At 66.2% G+C, this 20,319-nt stretch carries 18 protein-coding genes and 1 pseudogene; 9 read left to right on the top strand and 10 right to left on the bottom strand.

The window, feature by feature from the left end:
- Together AC07X4_RS13780 and AC07X4_RS13775 are read left to right on the top strand one after the other, a co-directional pair.
- Positions 1-249: VF530 family protein (locus tag AC07X4_RS13780; protein WP_494740373.1), on the top strand; the 249-nt coding region annotated here is incomplete at its 5' end.
- Positions 250-278: 29 nt separating this feature from the next.
- The gene (locus AC07X4_RS13775; protein ID WP_494740372.1) at positions 279-755 is read left to right on the top strand and encodes a hypothetical protein; all 477 of its coding nucleotides are present in this window, start codon (positions 279-281) and stop codon (positions 753-755) included.
- Here AC07X4_RS13775 and AC07X4_RS13770 read toward each other — a convergent pair.
- From AC07X4_RS13770 to AC07X4_RS13755, 4 genes and pseudogenes are all read right to left on the bottom strand, one after another.
- Positions 721-1,680 (bottom strand): alpha-E domain-containing protein, encoded by a 960-nt coding sequence (locus AC07X4_RS13770; protein ID WP_055400923.1) that lies wholly within the window; start codon positions 1,678-1,680, stop codon positions 721-723. The two genes, AC07X4_RS13775 and AC07X4_RS13770, sit on opposite strands and share 35 nt — an antisense overlap.
- 26 nt (positions 1,681-1,706) lie before the next feature.
- Positions 1,707-1,820, bottom strand: a pseudogene (locus AC07X4_RS13765) (alpha-E domain-containing protein); the annotation flags it as partial.
- A 2-nt stretch (positions 1,821-1,822) separates the two neighbouring features.
- Positions 1,823-3,358 carry a circularly permuted type 2 ATP-grasp protein gene (locus AC07X4_RS13760; RefSeq protein WP_099729780.1) on the bottom strand — a complete coding sequence of 512 codons (1,536 nt, stop codon included), beginning with the start codon at positions 3,356-3,358 and terminating at the stop codon, positions 1,823-1,825.
- An 85-nt stretch (positions 3,359-3,443) separates the two neighbouring features.
- Positions 3,444-6,011: a DNA internalization-related competence protein ComEC/Rec2 gene (locus AC07X4_RS13755; protein ID WP_494740371.1), complete on the bottom strand. Its 2,568-nt coding sequence runs from the start codon at positions 6,009-6,011 to the stop codon at positions 3,444-3,446.
- A 136-nt stretch (positions 6,012-6,147) separates the two neighbouring features.
- Between AC07X4_RS13755 and AC07X4_RS13750 the strand changes: the two genes are divergently transcribed.
- A complete protein-coding gene (locus AC07X4_RS13750; RefSeq protein WP_008906002.1) occupies positions 6,148-6,606 on the top strand; it encodes a RidA family protein in 459 nt (152 codons plus the stop codon).
- A gap of 119 nt (positions 6,607-6,725) precedes the next feature.
- On the opposite strand, the gene AC07X4_RS13745 is transcribed toward AC07X4_RS13750, so the two are convergent.
- The 4 genes from AC07X4_RS13745 to AC07X4_RS13730 all read right to left on the bottom strand — a co-directional run bounded on the left by AC07X4_RS13745 (position 6,726) and on the right by AC07X4_RS13730 (position 13,978).
- Positions 6,726-8,516: a methyl-accepting chemotaxis protein gene (locus AC07X4_RS13745; RefSeq protein ID WP_494740370.1), complete on the bottom strand. Its 1,791-nt coding sequence runs from the start codon at positions 8,514-8,516 to the stop codon at positions 6,726-6,728.
- A gap of 251 nt (positions 8,517-8,767) precedes the next feature.
- The gene (parC, locus tag AC07X4_RS13740; protein ID WP_494740369.1) at positions 8,768-11,125 is read right to left on the bottom strand and encodes a DNA topoisomerase IV subunit A; all 2,358 of its coding nucleotides are present in this window, start codon (positions 11,123-11,125) and stop codon (positions 8,768-8,770) included.
- Positions 11,122-11,943: a lytic transglycosylase domain-containing protein gene (locus AC07X4_RS13735; protein ID WP_494740375.1), complete on the bottom strand. Its 822-nt coding sequence runs from the start codon at positions 11,941-11,943 to the stop codon at positions 11,122-11,124. The genes parC and AC07X4_RS13735 overlap by 4 nt, the downstream gene beginning before the upstream one ends.
- A 52-nt stretch (positions 11,944-11,995) precedes the next feature.
- Entirely contained in the window at positions 11,996-13,978 is a 1,983-nt protein-coding gene (locus tag AC07X4_RS13730; RefSeq protein WP_494740368.1) for a DNA topoisomerase IV subunit B, read from the bottom strand.
- A 158-nt stretch (positions 13,979-14,136) separates the two neighbouring features.
- Between AC07X4_RS13730 and AC07X4_RS13725 the strand changes: the two genes are divergently transcribed.
- From AC07X4_RS13725 to AC07X4_RS13700, 6 genes are all read left to right on the top strand, one after another.
- Complete coding sequence (locus AC07X4_RS13725; protein ID WP_494740367.1) at positions 14,137-15,354, top strand: MFS transporter; 1,218 nt, start codon at positions 14,137-14,139, stop codon at positions 15,352-15,354.
- A gap of 17 nt (positions 15,355-15,371) precedes the next feature.
- Positions 15,372-15,527 (top strand): hypothetical protein, encoded by a 156-nt coding sequence (locus AC07X4_RS13720; RefSeq protein WP_165836555.1) that lies wholly within the window; start codon positions 15,372-15,374, stop codon positions 15,525-15,527.
- Positions 15,528-15,617: 90 nt separating this feature from the next.
- Entirely contained in the window at positions 15,618-16,172 is a 555-nt protein-coding gene (locus AC07X4_RS13715; RefSeq protein WP_494740374.1) for a class I SAM-dependent methyltransferase, read from the top strand.
- Positions 16,173-16,202: 30 nt separating this feature from the next.
- Positions 16,203-17,099, top strand: a complete 897-nt coding sequence (dapA, locus tag AC07X4_RS13710; protein ID WP_056061726.1) for a 4-hydroxy-tetrahydrodipicolinate synthase — start codon at positions 16,203-16,205, stop codon at positions 17,097-17,099.
- 47 nt (positions 17,100-17,146) lie between these two features.
- Entirely contained in the window at positions 17,147-18,244 is a 1,098-nt protein-coding gene (bamC, locus tag AC07X4_RS13705) for an NlpB/DapX family lipoprotein (RefSeq protein ID WP_099729773.1), read from the top strand.
- Positions 18,245-18,350: 106 nt separating this feature from the next.
- The gene (locus AC07X4_RS13700; protein WP_494740366.1) at positions 18,351-19,133 is read left to right on the top strand and encodes an MBL fold metallo-hydrolase; all 783 of its coding nucleotides are present in this window, start codon (positions 18,351-18,353) and stop codon (positions 19,131-19,133) included.
- 123 nt (positions 19,134-19,256) lie between these two features.
- Here AC07X4_RS13700 and AC07X4_RS13695 read toward each other — a convergent pair whose 3' ends face one another.
- Positions 19,257-19,532, bottom strand: coding sequence for a hypothetical protein (locus tag AC07X4_RS13695; RefSeq protein WP_082522412.1), 276 nt, complete (start codon positions 19,530-19,532; stop codon positions 19,257-19,259).
- A 251-nt stretch (positions 19,533-19,783) separates the two neighbouring features.
- Complete coding sequence (locus AC07X4_RS13690) at positions 19,784-20,305, bottom strand: hypothetical protein (protein ID WP_056061720.1); 522 nt, start codon at positions 20,303-20,305, stop codon at positions 19,784-19,786.
- Between the last annotated feature and the right edge of the window lie 14 nt (positions 20,306-20,319).

Genomic DNA, 20,319 nt, shown 5'->3' with positions numbered 1-20,319 from the left:
CCGGCCAACAAGCCCACCCAGCCGCGCAATCCGTTGCACGGCGTGACACTCGAAGCCATGGTGGTGGGCCTGGCCGACTACTTTGGCTGGGATGAGCTGGGGCGGCAGATTCCCATCCGCTGCTTCCAGATCGACCCCAGCGTGGGCTCCAGCCTCAAGTTCCTGCGCAAGACCCCCTGGGCGCGCGAGAAGGTCGAAAGCCTCTACCTCTTCATGCTGCGGGACCAGCGGCGCAACGCGCAAGAATGACCAACGATGCGCGCAGCCATACCGCAACAATGCCCAATAAAGCGGCGCATTCGGCACAGCTGAGCGCGCGGTATCGCAACTTTTTGGTACCGCTGCTGGCGCTGGGCGCCGTGGGTGGTTTCAACGCGCTGCTGGTGGCCCGGTCTGGAGCCGGTGATGCAGGCTGGTGGCCGGTGGCCTGGCTGGCCACCGTGTTCCTGGGGGTGTTCTTCAGTGCAGCCTTCATGGCCATGGCGGGCCGCCGCAAGCTGCCGGTCGCCTACGGCATCGCGGTAGGCACGCTGGTGGGTCTGGGGCTTACCGCCTATGGCCTACTGCAGGCCCACCTGCACGCACCGTGGGGTGCAACCCTGCCCGCCGGGTTAGCGTGGTTCAGCAGCCCCCAGGCAAGTGCCTGGCTGGGCTCTCCCTGGGCACCGCTCCTTCCCTACGCAGCGGGGCTGGCCTGGCATGGCGCCGCCCTGCTGGTTTTCAATCGCCGGACGTCACCAGAAAATCGCGGCTGATGCCGCCACCCAGGTCGTTCACCCGGTCCAGGAACTGCGTGAGGAACGCGTGCAGCCCGGTCGCCAGGATTTCGTCGATGCGGCCGTACTGCAGGTCGGCCAGCAGGCGGCCTGCCCTGCGGCTGGTCTCGGCAGACTGCCCGTTGGCCAGCACGGCCAGGTTGTCCACCACCTCGCGCAGGCACGCGTGCAGCGAGCGCGGCATGTCGCGGCTCAGGATCAGCAGGTCGGCCACGCGGCCCGGCGTGATCACGTCGCGGTAGACCTTGCGGTACACCTCGAACGCCGACACGCTGCGCAAGATGGCGCTCCAGTGGTAGAAGTCGCTTTCCTGGTTGCGGTCACTGGGGCGGCCAAAAAAGTCGTTCTTGACCGCGTGGAACTTCACATCCAGCAGGCGCGCGGTGTTGTCCGCGCGCTCCAGGAAGGTGCCCATGCGCAAGAAGTGAAACGCCTCGTCCTGCAGCATGGTGCCCAGCACCACGCCGCGTGAGAGGTGCGAGCGGTACTTCACCCATTCAAAGAACTGGCCTGGGTCGCGCTCGAACGCGCCGCCTTCCAGTTGCCGGTGCAGTTCCAGCCAGGTCTGGTTCTGCGTCTCCCACACCTCGGTGGTGAGCGCACCGCGCACGGCCCGCGCGTTCTCGCGTGCGGCGCGCAGGCACGACAGGATGGACGACGGGTTGTTGCCGTCGTGCACCATGAACTCCAGCACGTTGGCGGGCGTCACTTCACCATGCTTGGCGGTGTAGGCAGGGATCAGCTCGCTGATGGACAGCAGGCCCTCCCAGCCTTTTTGCGCCACATCGGCAGCCTGGGGCAACAGGGAGGTCTCATAGCTCACATTGAGCATTCTTGCTGTGTTCTCTGCCCGCTCTGTATATCGGGACATCCAGAACAGATGATCGGCAGTGCGACTTAGCATTTTTCCTCCCCGGGCAGAGAACCCCGCGCGTGCTGCGCACGCTGGCTGAGTTGTGGCGAAACCCCGCTTTCGGCGGCGTTTTCAGCCCGCTCGGTGTAGCGGGACATCCAGAACAGATGGTCGGCGGTGCGGCTCAGCATGTTCACAGGCTCCCTTGCGATTGACTTTGCGACTGACCTTGTCCCTGCGATTGCGACTGGGATTGCACGGCCTTGGGTTGCGCTGCAGGCGTACCCTCGCCCAGCACCCAGGTGTCCTTGGTGCCGCCGCCCTGCGACGAATTCACCACCAGCGAGCCCTCTTGCAGCGCCACGCGCGTGAGGCCGCCGGCGGCCATCTGCACCTCGCGACCGCTGAGCACAAAGGGGCGCAGATCGATGTGGCGCGGGGCAATGCCGCTTTCCACATACGTGGGGCAGCTCGACAGGCTGAGCGTGGGCTGCGCGATGTAGCCCGCCGGGTTGGCCAGCAGCGCGCGGCGAAAATCCTCGATCTCGGCCTGCGTAGCGGCAGGGCCGATGAGCATGCCGTAGCCGCCCGCGCCGTGCACCTCCTTCACCACCAGGTCCTTGAGGTTGGCCAGCACGTGCTGCAGGTCGTCCTGCTTGCGGCACATCCAGGTGGGCACGTTCTTCAGGATGGGCTCCTCGCCCAGGTAGAAGCGGATCATCTCCGGCACATAGGGGTAGACGGACTTGTCGTCCGCCACGCCCGTGCCCACAGCGTTGCAGATGCCCACGTTGCCCGCGCGGTAAGCCTCCATGAGGCCGTAGCAGCCCAGGGTGGAATTGCGGCGGAAAACTTGGGGGTCGAGGAAGTCATCGTCCACGCGGCGATAGATCACGTCCACCCGCTGCAGGCCGCGTGTGGTGCGCATGTACACGAACTTGTCCTTGACCACCAGGTCCTGGCCCTCCACCAGCTCCACACCCATCTGCTGGGCCAGGAAGGCGTGCTCGAAGTACGCACTGTTGTGCATGCCGGGCGTGAGTACCACCACCGTGGGCTCATCCGCCGTGGCGGGGGCGCTGGCGCGCAGGGTTTCGAGCAGCATGTCGGGGTAGTGGGCCACCGGCGCCACCTTGTGCAGGCTGAACAGCTCGGGGAACAACCGCATCATCATCTTGCGGTTTTCGAGCATGTAGCTCACACCGCTGGGCACGCGCAGGTTGTCTTCGAGCACGTAGTACTCACCATTGCCCTGGGCATCGGGAGCGCGCACGATGTCGATGCCGGCGATGTGCGCGTAGATGTCCTGCGGCACATGCACGCCGGCCATCTCGGGGCGGTATTGCGCGTTGTTCAGGATGAGGTCGGCGGGCACGATGCCGGCGCGGATGATGTCCTGGCCGTGGTAGACGTCGTGGATGAAACGGTTGAGCGCCGTGACACGCTGCACCAGCCCCTGCTGCATGCTGGCCCACTCGTGGGCCGGAATGATGCGGGGGATCAGGTCGAACGGGATCAACCGCTCGTTGCCTGCGCCGCCTTCGTCCTTGGCGCCGTAGACGGCGAAGGTGATGCCCACGCGCCGGAAGATCATCTCGGCTTCGGCCCTGCGGGCCTGCATCACGTCAGGGGGCTGTTTGCTCAACCACTGCGCATAGCGCTTGTAGTGTTCCCGCACGTCGCTGCCATCAAACGGCAGCATGGCGTACATCTCGTCAAATTTCTGCATGAACGGGCCTCCTGCGATCAGGATAGCAAGTTGTGAGCCCACCCCCGCCCAACACCCCTGGCGGCGCTGCGCCATCGGCCCCGAATCAGTCGTCCCGTGGCACCATGCGGTGCTGCCAATAGCGCTCGCCCGTGTCGCGTTCGCAGGCCACCTGCCCAGGCTGCGACGAGGACCAGCGGGCGGCCCCGCAGCGCGACGATTCCACCACCGCAATCTGGCGCGCACGGTAGCGCTGCAGCACATCCGGCGCGGGATGACCGAAGCGGTTGCGATAACCAGCCTGCACCAAAGCGGTGCGCGGCTGGACAGCCTCCAGAAAAGCCGCCGACGACGAGGTCTTGCTGCCGTGGTGCGGCACCAGCAACAGGTCGGCCCGCAAGGGCGCGCTGCGCGCCAGCAAGGCTTGCTCCTGCGGTGCCTCGATGTCGCCCACCAGCAGGGCCGTCCCGCCCTCGGGCCCGGCGGCCGTGATGCGCAGCACGCAGCTGAGTGCATTGGGACGCGGGGCCTTGGCCGCCTCTGGGGCGTCGTCACCGGGCAGCGGATGCAGCACCTCAAAAGCCACGCCATCCCACTCCCAGCGCTGGCCTGCCAGGCAGGGCGTGCTGGGGCGCAAGCGCTGCAGGGCGTGCTCGGCTTCGATGGAGCCGGTCAGTTCGGCGCCCGGCTGCTGGGCCAGCACGGCCGCTGCACCGCCTGTGTGGTCGGCATCGCGGTGGCTGAGCATGAGCACATCCACCTGCTCCCCCAGCGCCCGCAGCAGCGGCACCAGCACGCGTTGGCCCGCATCGCTCTCGCGGCTGAAGCGCGGCCCTGCGTCATACAGCAGGGTGTGCGTGGCCGTGCGCACCAGCACGGCATTGCCCTGGCCGATGTCGGCGGCCAGCAGCTCCAACTGCCCCGCGACCGGCCGCTCCGGCTGCCACCACAACACCGGCAGCAGCAGGGGCAACGCCAGCAAACGCAGGCGCCAGGGCAGGCGCATGGCCAAGAGCGCGCCCCCTGCCACCGCCGCCACACCCGCCCACAGCGGCGCGGCAGGCAAAAACACAGCGGCCCAGGGCCACTGCGCCAGCCACTGCAGCAACGCGGTGAACGGCTGCAGGCTGAGGGCCGCTGCACTCCACAGCGGCGCCCACAACACGCCCCCCAGCGCCAGCGGCGTGACCACCAGCGTCACCCAGGGGATGGCCACCAGGTTGGCGACGAAACCCACCAGCGACACCTGGCCAAACAGCAGCAAGCCCAGGGGGGTGAGCGCCAGCGCGACCACCCACTGTTCGCGCGCCAATGCATAAAAATGGCCTGTAGCGCTAGTGCTACTTGCCCCTGTCGCTATTGGATTAGTAGCAAACAAAACGCCCACTGCCACAAAGCTCAGCCAGAAACCTGCCTGTGCCAGCGCCCAGGGGTCCAGCAACACCACGGCCCCGCAGGCCAGCAGCCACACCTGGGGCCAGGGCCAGCGGCGCCCGCTCAGCTGCAGCAGCCCCACGATGGCCAGCATGGTCACGGTGCGCTGCGCGGGCACGCCCCAGCCGCTGAACAGGGCGTAGGCCGTGGCCAGCAGCACACCCGACACCAGCGAGGCGGACTGCGCTGGCACCGCCAGGCTCAACCGGGGCGAGCGCCGCCACAACGCCCGCACCACCAGCGCCGCCAGCCAGGCGAACAGCGTGATGTGGAGACCCGAAATGCTCATGAGGTGGGCCACCCCGGTGGCACGGAACACATCCCAGTCTGCACGGTCGATGGCACGCTGGTCGCCGGTGACCAGCGCCGCCACCACGCCCGCCGTGCGCGTGCGGGTGGGGTCGGCGATATCATTGCCCGAGCCATCCTGCCCGAATACCAGGCGCTCCAGGATGGCGTCCCGCACACGCTGGCGCAGCTGCTCCACCGGGTACTGCCAGGTGGCGGCCACACGCACCGGCGGCTCATCCTTGGGGCCCGCGCGCACGTAGCCCGTGGCCTGCAGGCCCTGCTCCCACATCCACAGTTCGTAGTCAAAGCCATGCGGGTTGCGCAGGCCATGGGGCGCCTTCAGGCGCACGGTGATCTGCCACCGCTCGCCCACCCGCACGGGTGCGGGCTGGCGTTGCAGGTCCAGCACCTCGCCCGCACCGCCGAAAGCGCCACCATACCAGGCCACATCCACCAGGGGCGGCAAGGACACCGGCGCGCCATGCAGCGTCGCCCCCTCCACCACCATGCGCCAGCGGGTGCCCGCCTCGTTGATCTGCGGCATGGCGGCCACCACGCCGGTGATGCGCAGGTCCTTGCCCTCCAACGCTGCCGGCAATGCCTGCGCCTGGTAGGCCACGGCCCGCAGGCCGGTGCCTCCCGCCATGGCCAGCGCCCCCGCCAGCAACATCAGCCAGGGCGCCATGGCGATGGCACTGCGAGCCCAGCGAAGCCCTGGGCGCCGCCGCGCGGCGGCCACCGCACCACCGCCCAGCAGCAGACCAGCCCCCAACAGCCACCCATAGGCCGCAGCGGACCACAGCATGGGCTGCTGCAGCTGCAGCGCAGCCCCGGCCACCACGCCCAGCAACACAGCGGGCAGCAGCCACGGACGCGGGGGCAATGGCCCCTCCACGCCCCGGTCTGTGGCGGACAGCGGCGCGGCATTAGAGGCGCTTATGGCGGACATGCGCTGATGCTAATGCGCCGCCAGGGCCTGCCACGTCGGCGCGAGGGCGAGGCGCTGTGTAACACTTACCGCGCTCGGCGGTCTGCGCACCAGACCGCTCTCGTCTATCCACCCACACTTCCTAACGAGGACCACCATGAGCGTTTACGACAAGCTGAAAGAACTCAACATCACCCTGCCCCCCGTGTCGGTGCCTGCCGCCGCCTACGTGCCCTATGTGCAGACGGGCAACCTGGTGTTTCTGAGCGGCCACATCGCTCGCAAGGACGGCAAGCCCTGGGCTGCACAGTTTGGCCGCGACATCGGCACCGAAGAAGGCAAGCAGGCTGCGCGTGCTGTGGCCATCGACCTGATGGGCACGCTGCAAGCCGCCTGCGGCGGCGACCTGAACCGTGTCAAACGCATCGTCAAGGTCATGAGCCTGGTGAACTCCACGGGCGACTTCACCGAGCAGCACCTAGTGACCAATGGCGCCAGCGAACTGCTGGGCCAGGTGTTTGGCGAGAAGGGCGTGCACGCCCGCAGCGCCTTCGGCGTGGCCCAGATCCCCATGGGCGCGTGCGTGGAGATCGAACTGATCGCCGAACTGGCCTGACAGACCGCGCGCCCCAGCAAAAAACCCATGGCATCACTGCCATGGGTTTTTTGTTGCCTGTGCAGCGCAGGGTCCCGCCGCCTAGGCCTGCGGCAGCCGGGGGCACCCACCTCAGCGTGTCAGAAAGATTCCCAGTCCTCTTCCGCCCCGGCCGTGGCACCGTGCTTGGCACCTTGCTTCACGCCTGCCGATGATGAAGGCGATTTCGCCGGTGCCGCCGGGGCACTCGCAGCGCTGATGCGGGCTGCAGGGGCACCGCCCGCAGTGGCGGACGCTGCGGGCTTGTTGCGGGTGGCGGGCATGGTGGTTGTCGCCTTGGCCGCGCCGCGCGCGACCCCAATGGCGGCCTGTGCAGGCCCGTAGCTGGCGGCGTTGACCTTGAACATGGATACCTCGCGCGCCAGGTGATCGGCCTGCTCGCGCAGGCTTTGTGCTGCCGCAGCGCTTTCTTCCACCAGGGCGGCGTTCTGCTGGGTCATCTGGTCGAGGTTGCTGATCGCCTTGTTGACCTGCGACACCCCCGCGCTCTGCTCGGACGATGCGGCGGTGATCTCGCCGATCATGTCGGTCACGCGCTGCACCGACTGCACGATGTCGGTCATGGTCGTGCCCGCATCGGACACCAGGCGCGAGCCGGTCTCCACCTTCTCGACCGACGCGCTGATGAGCTGCTTGATCTCCTTGGCTGCCTCGGCACTGCGCTGGGCCAGGCTGCGCACCTCGCTGGCCACCACGGCAAAGCCGCGCCCTTGCTCGCCGGCACGCGCGGCCTCCACCGCCGCATTGAGCGCCAGGATGTTGGTCTGGAACGCAATGCCGTCGATCACGCCAATGATGTCTGCGATCTTCTTGCTGCTGTGGTTGATGTCCTCCATGGTGGCCACCACCTGGGTCACCACCTCGCCGCCCCGGCGCGCCACGCCGGTGGCACCCGCTGCCAGGCTGCTGGCCTGCTGGGCGCTGCCCGCGCTTTGCTGGATGGTGCTGGTGAACTCTTCCATCGCGGCGGCCGTCTCCTGCAGGTTGCTGGAGGTCTGCTCGGTGCGGGCCGACAGGTCCTGGTTGCCGGTCGCGATCTCTGCGCTGGCGATGGCAATGCTGTCCGTGCTTTGGCGCACCTGGTGCACCATGCGCCCCAGCGCATTGCTCATGGCATAGAGCGAGCGCAACAGATCGCCAAACTCGTCGCTGCGCGTGACAGCTTCCTGCAGGCTCAGGTCGCCACCCGCAATGCGTTCGGCCAGTCCATTGGCCTGGGCCAAGGGCCGCTGGATGCTGCCAATCAGGTAATACGCCCCCACGATGATGGCCAGCAGCAGCAGGCCCACGGCCACCGCGGCGATCTTGACGGTGAGCATGCGTTCGGCCGCCATCGCCACCTGCGTCTCTGCGGCGTTCTTCTGCAGTTGGGCCACAAACTCGCGCAGAGCAGCGAGGTAGGCCGCCACGGAGGGGTTGTACTTCTGGTTGATCAGCGTCACGGCCTGATCTTGCTGACCGTCACTCTTGAGCTTGCGGGCCTCGCCACGCAGATCGATCATGGTCTTGCGGGCGGCCGCAATCTTGTTCATCTGTGCCTTGTCGGCGTCGGACAAGGCCATGGATTCGAGCGACTTCTGCACCTCGCTGATCTGGGCCGACGTGGCCGCAATGACGTCCTTGAACTCGGCTTCCACCGCTGGGTCGTTGCTCACGATCAGCGCCTGGGTGCGCGCTGCATTGGTTTCGGTCAACCCCGACCAGCGCAGGGCAGCCTGCACCCGCGCCTCCATGTCCTTGCTCACGGCATCGGCCTGGGCTTGCACTTTTGCAGAGCGGTAGGCCGCAAACCCCACCACGGCGACCAGCATGACCACGATCAGAATCACAGCCAGCCACAGCTTGTGGGCCATCCTCAATTGTTTAGGCATGGAGGTCTCCTGGAGTGTGTTTGTCACGAGATGTTGCTCGCTTTCCGACAATTGCACAAACCAGGAGCGGCCGCATGAGGGTCATCCCCAAGCACGATCGGAGGCGCCGCCAAAGGCGCCGGGTGCGGCAAACCCGTTTCGCGCACCCCGCTCCACTGGCAGCGGCCGAGCGCTGCGCCGCAGGCAATGCTGCAGTACGGGTGTGGCTGCAGGACGCGGCAACAACGCCGGAGGCGTCGCGTGAGCTGTCCTTACTCGACGCGCGTCACTGCCTGGGGCTTGAAGCCCAGGTCTGCTGCCTTGCCCTTGCGGCCGCGCGCGGCACGGGCGTTGTTCAGGCTGCGGATCTCCAGCGTCTCATCACGCTGCTTGCCGCCCCGGCCCACGCCATCGAGGCGAATGCTGCGCGTGTAGGCCGCCGCGCCTGCGAGCTGGTCCTTGTCTTCCAGGTCGATCAGCATCAGCCCCCGGCCGCCATTGGCCATGGTTTTCAGCTCGGTGATCTCGAAGGTCAGGATGCGCCCGCCCGTGGACGCGCAGGCCACGTGCGTGGCCGGCAGCACCGGTTTGCTGCCTGTGGTGCCCGCAGCGTGCGACGGCACACACACGGTTTCGCCCTCGCCCAGGGTGAGGAAGGCCTTGCCGCCCTTTTGGCGCGAGACCATGTTTTCCACCGCCGCCAGAAAGCCGTAGCCGCCCGAGTTGGACAACAGCAGCGTGGCGTTGGCTGGCCCCGCAAAGTAGTGCAGCAGTTGCGTGCCCGATTCCAGCTCGATGAGCGTGGTCACCGGCTGGCCGTCGCCACGCGCACCGGGCAGCAGCGACACGGCCACCGAGTAAACGCGGCCGTTGCTGCCAAAGGCCAGCAGGGTATCCACCGTGCGGCACTCAAACGTGCCGTACAGCCCATCACCTGCCTTGAAGGCAAAGCTGGCGGCCTCATGGCCATGGCCGGTGCGGGCGCGCACCCAGCCTTTTTGCGAGACGACCACGGTCACAGGCTCGTCCACCACCTTCACCTCGGCCACGGCCTTTTTCTCGGCCTGGATGAGGGTGCGGCGTGCGTCGGCAAAGGTCTTCGCGTCCGCCTCAATCTCCTTGACCATGGTGCGGCGCAGCGAGCCGGGGTTGTTCAGGATGTCTTCGAGCTTGCCCTGGCTTTCGCGCAGTTCTTTCAGCTCTTGTTTGATCTTGATGGCTTCTAGGCGCGCCAACTGGCGCAGGCGGATTTCGAGGATGTCCTCGGCCTGCCGGTCGCTGAGGTTGAAGCGCGCGATGAGCGCAGCCTTGGGCTCCTCGGCCGCACGGATGATCGCGATCACCTCGTCGATGTTGAGCAGCACGGTCTGCCGCCCTTCGAGAATGTGGATGCGGTCCAGCACCTTGTCCAGCCGGTGCTGGCTTCGGCGGGTGATGGTGGTCTGGCGGAAGGCAATCCACTCTTCCAGCATCACACGCAGCGACTTCTGCACGGGCTTGCCATCGAGCCCCACCATGGTGAGGTTGATGGGGGCCGAGGTTTCCAGGCTGGTGTGCGCCAAGAGGGCGGTAATCAGCTCCTGCTGCGGGGTCTTGCCCGTCTTGGGCTCGAACACCAGGCGCACGGGCGCGTCTTTGCTCGATTCGTCGCGCACCACGTCCAGCACAGCCAGCATGCTGGCCTTGAGCTGGGTCTGGTCTTGCGAAAGCGCCTTTTTGCCGGCCTTGACCTTGGGGTTGGTGATTTCCTCGATCTCTTCGAGCACCTTTTGCGTGCTCACGCCGGGCGGCAACTCGTTCACCACCAGCTGCCACTGGCCACGCGCCATGTCTTCGATCTTCCAGCGCGCGCGCACTTTGAGGCTGCCACGGCCGGTGCGGTAGGCATCGGCAATGTCGCCCGCGCTGCTGATGATCTGGCCGCCGCCGGGGTAGTCCGGGCCGGGCACCAGCGCGAGCAGGTCTTCCTGGCTCAGCGAGGGCGTCTTGATGAGCGCAATGCAGGCATCTGCAATCTCGCGCAGGTTGTGGCTGGGAATTTCGGTGGCCAGGCCCACGGCAATGCCGCTGGCGCCGTTGAGCAACGCGAACGGCAAGCGCGCGGGCAACTGGCGCGGCTCCTCCGTGCTGCCGTCGTAGTTGGGCATGAAATCGACCGTGCCTTCGTCGATCTCATCCAGCAGCAGGCTGGTGATGCGCGACAGGCGGGCCTCGGTGTAGCGCATGGCCGCAGCGCCGTCGCCGTCGCGGCTGCCGAAGTTGCCCTGGCCGTCGATCAGCGGGTAGCGCTGGGCAAAGTCCTGCGCCATGCGCACGAGCGCGTCATAGGCCGACTGATCGCCATGCGGGTGGAAGCGGCCCAGCACATCGCCCACCACGCGGGCGCTCTTGACCGGTTTGGCGGCCGTGTTGCGCGTGGGGCCGCTGTAGCCCAGGCCCATGCGGTCCATCGAATACAGAATGCGCCGCTGCACGGGCTTGAGGCCGTCGCACACGTCGGGCAGCGCGCGGCCCTTGACGACTGACAGTGCGTACTCCAGGTAGGCACGCTGGGCATAGCCCGCCAGGCCCAGGGAGTCGCCCCCGTCATCGCCTGCGGTGGTGAAATCGAGAGTGGGTTGGTCGCTCATTCGTTGGGTACAGTTTCTGGATTCACGTTCTGGGGAGCGGTGGGTGTCTGCGCCACGCGGGTGGGCGGCAGGTTGCCCCGGTTCTGCGCGCCGCCCGACAGCTCCATCCGCACGCGGCCGGGCAGCGCACGCTGGGCCAGCACCGGCGCCGGGGGCTTGAGCTGGGCATACAGGCCCAGCACGGTGCGCACGTAGTTCTGGGTTTCCCTGAAGGCCGGTATCTGGTTGCCCGCCTTTTGCACCGCGCCTTCGCCGGCGTTGTAGGCGGCCACGGCCAGGTCCATGCGGCCAGGGAACAGGTCCAGCAGGTAGCGCAGGTAACGGGTGCCGGTGGGCACGTTCACGGCGGGGTCGGCGAGCTTTTGCTCGACCGAGCGCTTCTTGTCCGCATTCACACCAAAACGGCTGGCCGTGGCGGGCATGACCTGCATCAGACCCACGGCGCCCTTGGGCGACACGGCGGCGGCGTCAAAGCCGGATTCGGTGGCGATCACGGCCTGCAGCAGCTCGTAGTCCACACCATGTTGGCTGGACGCAGCGCGCAGGTGGTGCTTGACACGCTTGTAGTCGGGCGCAATGTCAAAAAACGCCAGCAGGCGCGCACCCGCTGCGGGTAGCGCATAGGGCATGGGCGATGTATTGGCCGGTGCATCCCGCGTGGAGTCGAAGTCGTTGCCCCGAAAAAAAAGCTGGTAGCGCGCATCGACCTGCTCGGACGCAAAGTGCGTCACGCCGCGCTCATCCACATGCGCCCACAGGTCTGCATGGGCCGTTTGCTGCAAAAAACAGAGCAAACAACCCAATAAATACCAGCGCATGACGCCATTCTTGTTTGAATTCCTCATGGCAGACCTGTCGGACAGCCCTCGGTCAGATATCGATCTCCACCGCGTCGCCATGCAGCTCCATGAGCTCGCGGCGCGCGGCAGCCTCGCCCTTGCCCATGAGCTTGGTGATGAGGCCTTCGGTGGCGGCAAAGTCCACATCCCCCAGCTGCACGGGCAGCAGGCGGCGGGTGTCGGGATTGAGGGTGGTTTCCCACAGCTGCTCCGCGTTCATTTCGCCCAGGCCCTTGAAGCGGCTGATCTGGCACTTCTCGCGTGCCACGCCATCCTTGGCGCATTTGTCGAGGATGGCCGTCAGCTCTCCATCGTCCAGCGCATACATCTTGGCCGCAGGCTTCTTGCCGCGCGCAGGCACATCCACGCGAAACAGCGGTGGGCGCGCCACGTAGATATGGCCGGTCTCGATGAGCTTGGGGAAGTGGCGGAAGAACAGCGTGAGCAGCAGCACCTGGATGTGCGATCCGTCCACGTCGGCATCTGACAGGATGCAGATCTTGCCGTAGCGCAGACCGCTCAGGTCCGGCGTGTCGTTGGGGCCATGCGGGTCCACGCCAATCGCTACCGAGATGTCGTGGATTTCGTTGTTGGCAAACAGGCGGTCGCGCTCCACCTCCCAGGTGTTGAGCACCTTGCCGCGCAGCGGCAGGATGGCCTGGCTTTCCTTGTCGCGACCCATCTTGGCGCTGCCACCGGCCGAATCGCCCTCCACCAGGAAGACCTCGTTGTGGGCAATGTCCCTGCTTTCGCAATCGGTGAGCTTGCCCGGGAGCACAGCCACGCCCGAGCCCTTGCGTTTTTCAACTTTCTGACCGGCCTTCTGGCGCGTCTGCGCGGCCTTGATGGCCAGCTCGGCCAGCTTCTTGCCGTAATCAACGTGCTGGTTCAACCACAGCTCTAGCGCCGGGCGTACGAAGCCGCTGACCAGGCGCACGGCGTCGCGCGAGTTCAGGCGCTCCTTGATCTGGCCCTGGAACTGCGGGTCCAGCACCTTGGCTGAGAGGACATAGCTGGCGCGCGCAAACACGTCCTCGGGCAGCAGCTTCACGCCCTTGGGCAACAGGCTGTGCAGTTCGATAAAGCTCTTGACCGCGTTGAACAAACCATCGCGCAGGCCACTTTCGTGGGTGCCACCCGCGCTGGTTGGGATCAGGTTGACGTAGCTCTCGCGCATGGGCTGGCCGTCTTCGGTGAAGGCCACCGCCCAGGCCGCCCCTTCGCCCTCGGCAAAGCTCTCGTTGCCGCTGTCGGCAAAACCCTCGCCTTCAAACAGCGGGATGACCGGGTCGCCGGTGAGCGTCTGCATCAGGTAGTCCCGCAGGCCGCCCTTGTACTGCCAGGTCTGCGTGTCGCGGGTCTTTTCGTTCACCAGCTGCACCGTCACGCCGGGCATGAGCACGGCCTTGCTGCGCAGCAGATGGGTCAGCTCGCCCATGGGCAGGGCACTGGATTCGAAATACTTGGCGTCGGGCCACACGCGCACCGAGGTGCCCTGCTTGCGCTCGCCCGCCTCCAGCGGGCGGGAGACCAAAGGCTCGATCACGTCGCCAGCGGAGAACACCAGGCGCGCCGCCTTGCCTTCGCGGTAGCTGGTGGCCTCCAGCCGGGTGGCCAGCGCATTCGTCACCGACACGCCCACGCCGTGCAGGCCGCCCGAGAAGCTGTAGGCACCGCCCTTGCCCTTGTCGAACTTGCCACCCGCATGCAGGCGGGTGAAGACCAGCTCGATCACCGGTGCGTTTTCTTCCGGGTGCAGGCCGAACGGGATGCCCCGGCCGTCGTCCTCCACACTGACCGAGCCATCGGCGTGCAGGGTGACGCGGATCTTCTTGCCGTGGCCGGCAAGGGCCTCGTCGGCGGCGTTGTCCAGCACCTCCTGGATGATGTGCAGGGGGTTGTCGGTGCGGGTGTACATGCCCGGGCGCTGCTTAACGGGCTCCAGGCCCTTGAGCACGCGGATTGAGCCTTCGGAGTATTCGCTCGCGGAAACAGAAGAGGGTTTGGCTGCCATGGGGCGGATTGTAGTGCGGCACCGCAGCAATAGCTGGATAAATAACCAGCCCTTCAAACCGCTGCGCCAAGCGCTGCATTTTCTGCCGCCCCCACCGCCAACTGTATTGGTCGCGGGTGTATCAGCGCGTTTCGCGCAATCTGGCTACATTCCTGCGCATGCATATGAATCCTCCCAAACTATCCATGTTCCAGGTGCTGGCGTGCGGCGCGGCCATCGTGACCCTGTCCATGGGCACCCGCCACGGGTTCGGGCTGTGGCTTCTCCCCATCACCCAGGAAATGGGCTGGACGCGCCAGTCGTTCGCCCTGGCCATCGCCATCCAGAACCTGTCCTGGGGCGTGATCGGGATTTTTGCGGGCATGGCGGCCGACCGGTTTGGGGCCTTCCGCGTGCTGCTCGGCGGTGCAGCCCTGTATGCCCTGGGCCTGGCGGGCATGGCGCTGTCGCCTACGCCCACGCTGTTTGCACTGACGGCCGGTGTGCTGATTGGCGCGGCGCAGGCGGGCACCACCTATGCGGTGATCTATGGTGTGCTGGGGCGGCAGATTGCGCCCGAAAAACGCTCCTGGGCCATGGGCGTGGCAGCGGCGGCGGGTTCGTTCGGGCAGTTCCTGATGGTGCCGGTCGAAGGCTGGCTGATTGCAGGCCTGGGCTGGCAGCAGGCCTTGCTGGTGCTGTCGATGGCCGTGCTGCTGATCGTGCCGCTGGCCTTTGGCCTGCGGGAGCCGGGCTTCAAGGGCGCGGCCCCGGTCAAGCGCGAGCAGACCATTGCGCAGGCGCTGGGCGAGGCCTTCCGCTACCCCAGCTTCAACCTGCTGATGGCCGGTTACTTTGTGTGCGGCTTTCAGGTGGTGTTCATTGGCGTGCACATGCCCAGCTACCTCAAGGACCATGGCCTGTCGCCCCAGGTGGCCAGCTATGCGCTGGCGCTGATCGGGCTGTTCAATGTGTTTGGCACTTACATCGCGGGCACGCTGGGCCAGCGCATGCCCAAGCGCCACATCCTCGCTTTCATCTACTTTGCCCGCGCGGTGGCGATCAGCATCTTTTTGCTGGTACCGCTGTCGCCGCTGTCGGTGTACGTGTTCTCGGCGGTGATGGGCGCGCTGTGGCTGTCCACCGTGCCGCCCACCAACGCCACCATTGCACAAATCTTCGGGGTGCAGCACCTGTCCATGCTGGGCGGCTTTGTGTTCTTCAGCCACCAGATCGGCAGCTTCCTGGGCGTCTGGTTGGGCGGCTATCTGTATGACGCCACCGGCAGCTACGATATCGTCTGGTACATCGCGATCGGCCTGGGCATTTTTGCCGGGCTGGTGAACCTGCCAGTCAAGGAAAGTCCGATCGCGCGCCACACCCCACAACCCGCCTGACCTGTTTGACCCCCTGCATGAGCGACACCACCCCGCCCCGCAAACCCGCGCCGCGTGCCCTGCGCTGGCTGGGCGGTGCAGTGGCCGTGCTGCTGTGCCTGGTGGTGTTTGGCTTGTACACCGTGCCCGAATTCATGGTGCTGCTGGCCGACCAGATGTGGGCGTGTTTTTGACACCCTTGGCGGGATTTTCAAGCGTTTTTGGCCACAAGCGCTAGTGGATCATGCGCAGGCAGCTATCATTTTTATAGTTTCATGCACGGTATGCACGGTACAGAAGCCCCTTCGGATTGGGTGCGGCGCTGGAGCCACCTGATCGCCCCCCACAGCACCGTGCTGGACGTCGCCTGCGGCGCAGGGCGCCACCTGCGCCATCTGCGGAAACTGGGGCACACCGTGGTCGGCGTGGACCGGTCGGCCGAGGCGCTGGCCGCCTGCGAAGGGCTGGGCGAGCTGGTGCAGGCTGACATCGAAAACGGCCCCTGGCCTTTTGCAGGCCGCCAGTTTGGCGGCGTGGTTGTCACCAACTACCTGTGGCGCCCCTTGCTGCCCACCATCGTGGCCAGCGTGGGGCCGGGCGGGGTGCTGGTCTACGAAACGTTCGCCCAGGGCAACGAAACCGTGGGGCGCCCGTCACGGGCGGAGTTCCTGCTCGCGCACGGCGAACTGCTGCAGGCATGCCAGGACCTGCGCGTGGTGGCTTATGAGGACGGCTTCATCGACGAACCAGCGCGTTTCGTGCAACGCATCACGGCCGTACGGGAACTCCCGCAGGCGGGTGGACCCTCACGACATCTTTTGTCTACCGGGGCTAGTTAGAATGCCCTTTTACCGTTTACCACTGCGGACATGACTTCTTCTTCCGTGCCACTCACCGGCAGCATCGTCGCCCTCGTCACTCCCATGCACGAGGACGGTAGCGTGGACTACCCCACCTTGCGCAAACTGATCGACTGGCACATCGCCGAAGGCACCGATTGCATCGGCGTGGTGGGCACCACGGGCGAGTCCCCCACGGTGAACGTGGAAGAACACTGCGAAATCATCCGCGTGGCCGTGGAACAGTCTGCCAAGCGCGTGCCCATCATGGCCGGCTGCGGCGCCAACTCCACCGCCGAGGCCATTGAGCTGGCCAAGTTCGCGCGCGGCGTGGGTGCCGACAGCCAGCTGCAGGTCGTGCCCTACTACAACAAGCCCACCCAAGAGGGCCAGTACCAGCACTTCAAGGCGATTGCAGAAGCCACGGGCGACCTGCCCATCGTGCTGTACAACGTGCCCGGCCGCTCGGTGGCCGATATGCAGCACGACACCGTGCTGCGCCTGGCCCAGGTGCCCGGCGTGATCGGCATCAAGGAAGCCACCGGCAACATCGAGCGTGCCCAGTGGCTCATCCGTGACGTGCCCAAGGGCTTTGGCGTGTACTCGGGCGACGACCCGACCGCCGTCGCCCTGATGCTGTGCGGCGGCCACGGCAACATCAGCGTGACGGCCAACGTGGCCCCGCGCCTGATGCACGAGCTGTGCGTGGCGGCACTGGCCGGCAACGTGCAACGCGCCATGCAGATCCAGTTTCAGCTGATGCCGGTGCACAAGCACCTGTTTGTCGAAGCCAACCCCATTCCGGTCAAGTGGGCCATGTCCCGCATGGGCCTGTGTGGTGGCACCATGCGCCTGCCCATGACGCCCCTGGCCAGCAGCAACGAGGCTGTGGTCGAGTCGGCACTGCGCACCAGCGGCCTGATCTAATCCGGGCTTTGCGCCCGCTCTCAGAGACACTTCCCAAGGATTTCCGCGTGAAAGCTGCTACCACCCGCCTGAGCCTGCTGGCTCTTGTCATGGCCCTGTCCGCCTGCTCCACCAGCATTCTGGAGGGCGACAAGATCGACTACAAGAGCGCCGCCAAGGGCTCGTCACTGGAAGTCCCCCCGGACCTCACCCAGCTGTCACGCGACTCGCGCTACGCCATGCCAGGTGGCTCGGTGTCTGCCGCTGCCATGCAGGCAGGCCAGGCCGCGCAGCCGTCGGGCAACGCCAACGCGGCAGCCCTGTCGCTGGGCGACGTGCGGATCGAACGAGACGGCAGCCAGCGCTGGCTGGTGGTCAATCGCCCCGCCGACAAGCTGTGGGAGCCCGTGCGCGACTTCTGGCTGGAAAGCGGCTTCACGCTGGCCCAGTCCGAGGCCAACGTTGGCATCATGGAAACCGACTGGGCAGAGAACCGCGCCAAACTGCCCCAGGATTTCATCCGATCCACCATCGGCAAGCTGATGGAGTCCCTGTACTCGACCGGCGAACGGGACAAGTTCCGCACCCGGCTGGAACGCAACGCCAATGGCAGTACCGAGATCTACATCACCCACCGCGGGATGGTCGAGGTCTATGGCAACGTCACCAAGGACAGCACCGTCTGGCAGCCCCGCCCGTCCGACCCGGAACTCGAAACCGAATTCCTGCGCCGCCTGATGGTCAAGCTGGGCGTCAGCCAGGAGCAATCCAAGGCAGTGGCCGCAGCACCCGCGGCGCGTGCCCAGGCCGCCCGCATGGCCACGGTCAACAATGTGCCGGTGGTCCAGCTGGACGAGGGCTTTGACCGGTCCTGGCGCCGGGTGGGCCTGGCCCTGGACCGCACCGGCTTCACCGTGGAAGACCGCAACCGCAATGAGGGCACGTACTTCGTGCGCTACGTGGCTCCAGACACCGTGAAGAAAGAGCCTGGCTTCTTCAGCAAGCTGTTCAGCTCCACCTCCGCAACACCTCCGCTCAAGTACCGCATTGTGGTGCGCAGCCAGGGTGAGTCGACCACCGTGTCGGTGCTCAATGAGGCTGGTGCCCCCGAGTCCTCGGCCAACGCCGAGCGCATCGTGCGCGTGATTGCTGACGATCTGAAATAAGAGCCGGCCGCAGGCCGCCACCCACACCTCTGGAGCCTCCTCCGCCTTCTGGTGGACGGTGGCTCTGGTTTTTTGGGCCGCCACAAACCCACCCTTTCGCTCCGCCATGCTTCGATTCAAGAACCTGGGCAGCGGCAGCACTGGCAATGCCACGGTCGTCGAAGGCCGCAGTGGCAGCCAGGTTCGCCGCCTCCTGATCGACTGCGGGCTCGGCATCCGGCAGCTGCAAGCCCGTCTGGCGCAAGCGCAGTTGCAGGTGGAAGACCTGGACGCCCTCTTCATCACCCACGAACACTCGGACCACATCGGCTGTGCCCAGACCGTGGCGCTGCGTTTTCGCATTCCCGTGTGGATGAGCGAGGGCACATACGCGGCCCTCGGTGCGCCAGACTTGGACGGCTTGCTGCGGGTGGCGCACGACATGGAAGCGATTGACATGGGCGCGTTCGAAGCCCGCCCCTTCACCGTGCCCCACGATGCCCGGGAGCCGCTGCAGTTGCGGTGCTCCGACGGCGCCGCACACCTGGGCGTGCTGACAGACCTGGGCCACGCCAGCCCCCATGTGCTGCAGCAGCTGCAGGGATGCCACGCCCTGTTGATCGAGGCCAATCACGACCCCGACATGCTGGCCGCGTCCCGCTACCCGCCCTTCCTGAAACGCCGCGTAGGCGGGCTGTACGGCCATTTGGCCAACCCGGCAACGGCGGAGATTCTGCGTGCGGTGCAGCACGATAGCCTGCGGTGCGTAGTGGCAGCGCATCTGAGTGCGCAAAACAACCTCCCCGCACTCGCCCGCCAATCGCTCGCCGCCGCGCTGGGTTGGGCGGACGAGGATATCCAGGTCGCCAGCCCCACCGAAGGCACTGATTGGCTCGACGTCAACCCTTGATGGCCCGGACCGGACGTCTATAAATGTCTCACCCTGGCGAAGGGCATAAAAAAAGCCCCGGACCTTGCGGTGCGGGGCCGTGGCACAGGCCGACCTCGGGGTCAGCCCAGAGCCTGCAGCGATTTACTTGGCTGCGGAAGCGCCGGTAGCGGCGGTGGCAGCAGCGTCAGCAGCAGCCTTGGCAGCGTCAGCGGCAGGAGCAGAAGCGTCAGCAGCAGGTGCAGCGGCGGCAGGAGCAGCAGCGTCGGAAGCGGCAGGAGCTGCTGGCTCGGCGGCAGGAGCAGGTGCTGCGGCAGGAGCTTCCACAGGAGCGGGTGCTGGAGCGGGTTCTTCCTTCTTGCCACAAGCGGCGAGTGCAGCAGCAGCGATCAGGGCGGCCAGAACGAGAGAGTTCTTCATTTCGATTTTCCTATTTGGACAGACAGAATCTTGAAAAGCCACGGCGTCAGGCTTCCTGAGCCCATGCACGCATTGGCACAATGCACTTGGTTGCACCTTTTTGGGCACAGCCGCAGATTATATTGGTATTTAGTCAATACTGACTAACACTGACGAAAGCTTTACGCCAGCTTGACTTTGCGCAGTATCCCTCCGGGCGCGACTGCCGCGTGGCGCCATGCCAACGGGCGCTCCCCAAAGTGGGGCACAGACTACAGACCCAGTGTGGTGGAGGGAAAGCCGGGTGCGCTCTTGCTGCGCACCCATTCGTTGAGTGTCTCGTGCAGCAGCACCCGGCGATCGGCCTCGCTGCCGGTCACCCCCACGCAGCGCTCCGGATCGAGCCGGTGCAGCACCCATTGCGGCGACCACAGCGCGCTGGGCAGGTCCAGCGGGTCGGCGGCCGGGCTGCGGCGGCAGGTGATGATGTGGTCCCAGGTACCGCGCCAGCGCACAAAGCGGGCATGGCGGCGGATCACGTCGTCGTAGCTGCAGGCCAGCATGGTGAAGCGCCGGCCGCTGCGGGCCCAGTCCTGCAAACACTCGACCACCGCACGCTCGCCCAAGGGCCAGTCATGAAAGTGGGCATCGCTGATGAAGATCTCTTGCCAGCCGTCCCGCGCCGCCGTTGCAATGGCGTCGCGCACCAGTTGCTGAAACGCCTCACGCCCGCTGAATCGCCCACTGGGCAAGTCACGCAAAGGCTCGGCGGAGGGGGTTGCTGTGTCGGTCATCACTGGCTCCTGGT

This window comes from Acidovorax sp. GW460-11-11-14-LB4 (assembly GCF_059423685.1).
This window is presented reverse-complemented; position numbering and strand designations above follow the sequence as displayed.

Coding starts and splice junctions, on each gene's coding strand:
- AC07X4_RS13690 (WP_056061720.1), bottom strand. CDS start 20,305: ATGACCGACACAGCAACCCCCTCCGCCGAGCCTTTGCGTGACTTGCCC.
- AC07X4_RS13695 (WP_082522412.1), bottom strand. CDS start 19,532: ATGAAGAACTCTCTCGTTCTGGCCGCCCTGATCGCTGCTGCTGCACTC.
- AC07X4_RS13730 (WP_494740368.1), bottom strand. CDS start 13,978: ATGGCAGCCAAACCCTCTTCTGTTTCCGCGAGCGAATACTCCGAAGGC.
- AC07X4_RS13725 (WP_494740367.1), top strand. CDS start 14,137: ATGCATATGAATCCTCCCAAACTATCCATGTTCCAGGTGCTGGCGTGC.
- parC (WP_494740369.1), bottom strand. CDS start 11,125: ATGAGCGACCAACCCACTCTCGATTTCACCACCGCAGGCGATGACGGG.
- AC07X4_RS13735 (WP_494740375.1), bottom strand. CDS start 11,943: ATGCGCTGGTATTTATTGGGTTGTTTGCTCTGTTTTTTGCAGCAAACG.
- AC07X4_RS13770 (WP_055400923.1), bottom strand. CDS start 1,680: ATGCTAAGTCGCACTGCCGATCATCTGTTCTGGATGTCCCGATATACA.
- AC07X4_RS13755 (WP_494740371.1), bottom strand. CDS start 6,011: ATGTCCGCCATAAGCGCCTCTAATGCCGCGCCGCTGTCCGCCACAGAC.
- AC07X4_RS13700 (WP_494740366.1), top strand. CDS start 18,351: ATGCTTCGATTCAAGAACCTGGGCAGCGGCAGCACTGGCAATGCCACG.
- AC07X4_RS13775 (WP_494740372.1), top strand. CDS start 279: ATGCCCAATAAAGCGGCGCATTCGGCACAGCTGAGCGCGCGGTATCGC.
- AC07X4_RS13745 (WP_494740370.1), bottom strand. CDS start 8,516: ATGCCTAAACAATTGAGGATGGCCCACAAGCTGTGGCTGGCTGTGATT.
- AC07X4_RS13750 (WP_008906002.1), top strand. CDS start 6,148: ATGAGCGTTTACGACAAGCTGAAAGAACTCAACATCACCCTGCCCCCC.
- AC07X4_RS13760 (WP_099729780.1), bottom strand. CDS start 3,358: ATGCAGAAATTTGACGAGATGTACGCCATGCTGCCGTTTGATGGCAGC.
- AC07X4_RS13720 (WP_165836555.1), top strand. CDS start 15,372: ATGAGCGACACCACCCCGCCCCGCAAACCCGCGCCGCGTGCCCTGCGC.
- dapA (WP_056061726.1), top strand. CDS start 16,203: ATGACTTCTTCTTCCGTGCCACTCACCGGCAGCATCGTCGCCCTCGTC.
- AC07X4_RS13715 (WP_494740374.1), top strand. CDS start 15,618: ATGCACGGTACAGAAGCCCCTTCGGATTGGGTGCGGCGCTGGAGCCAC.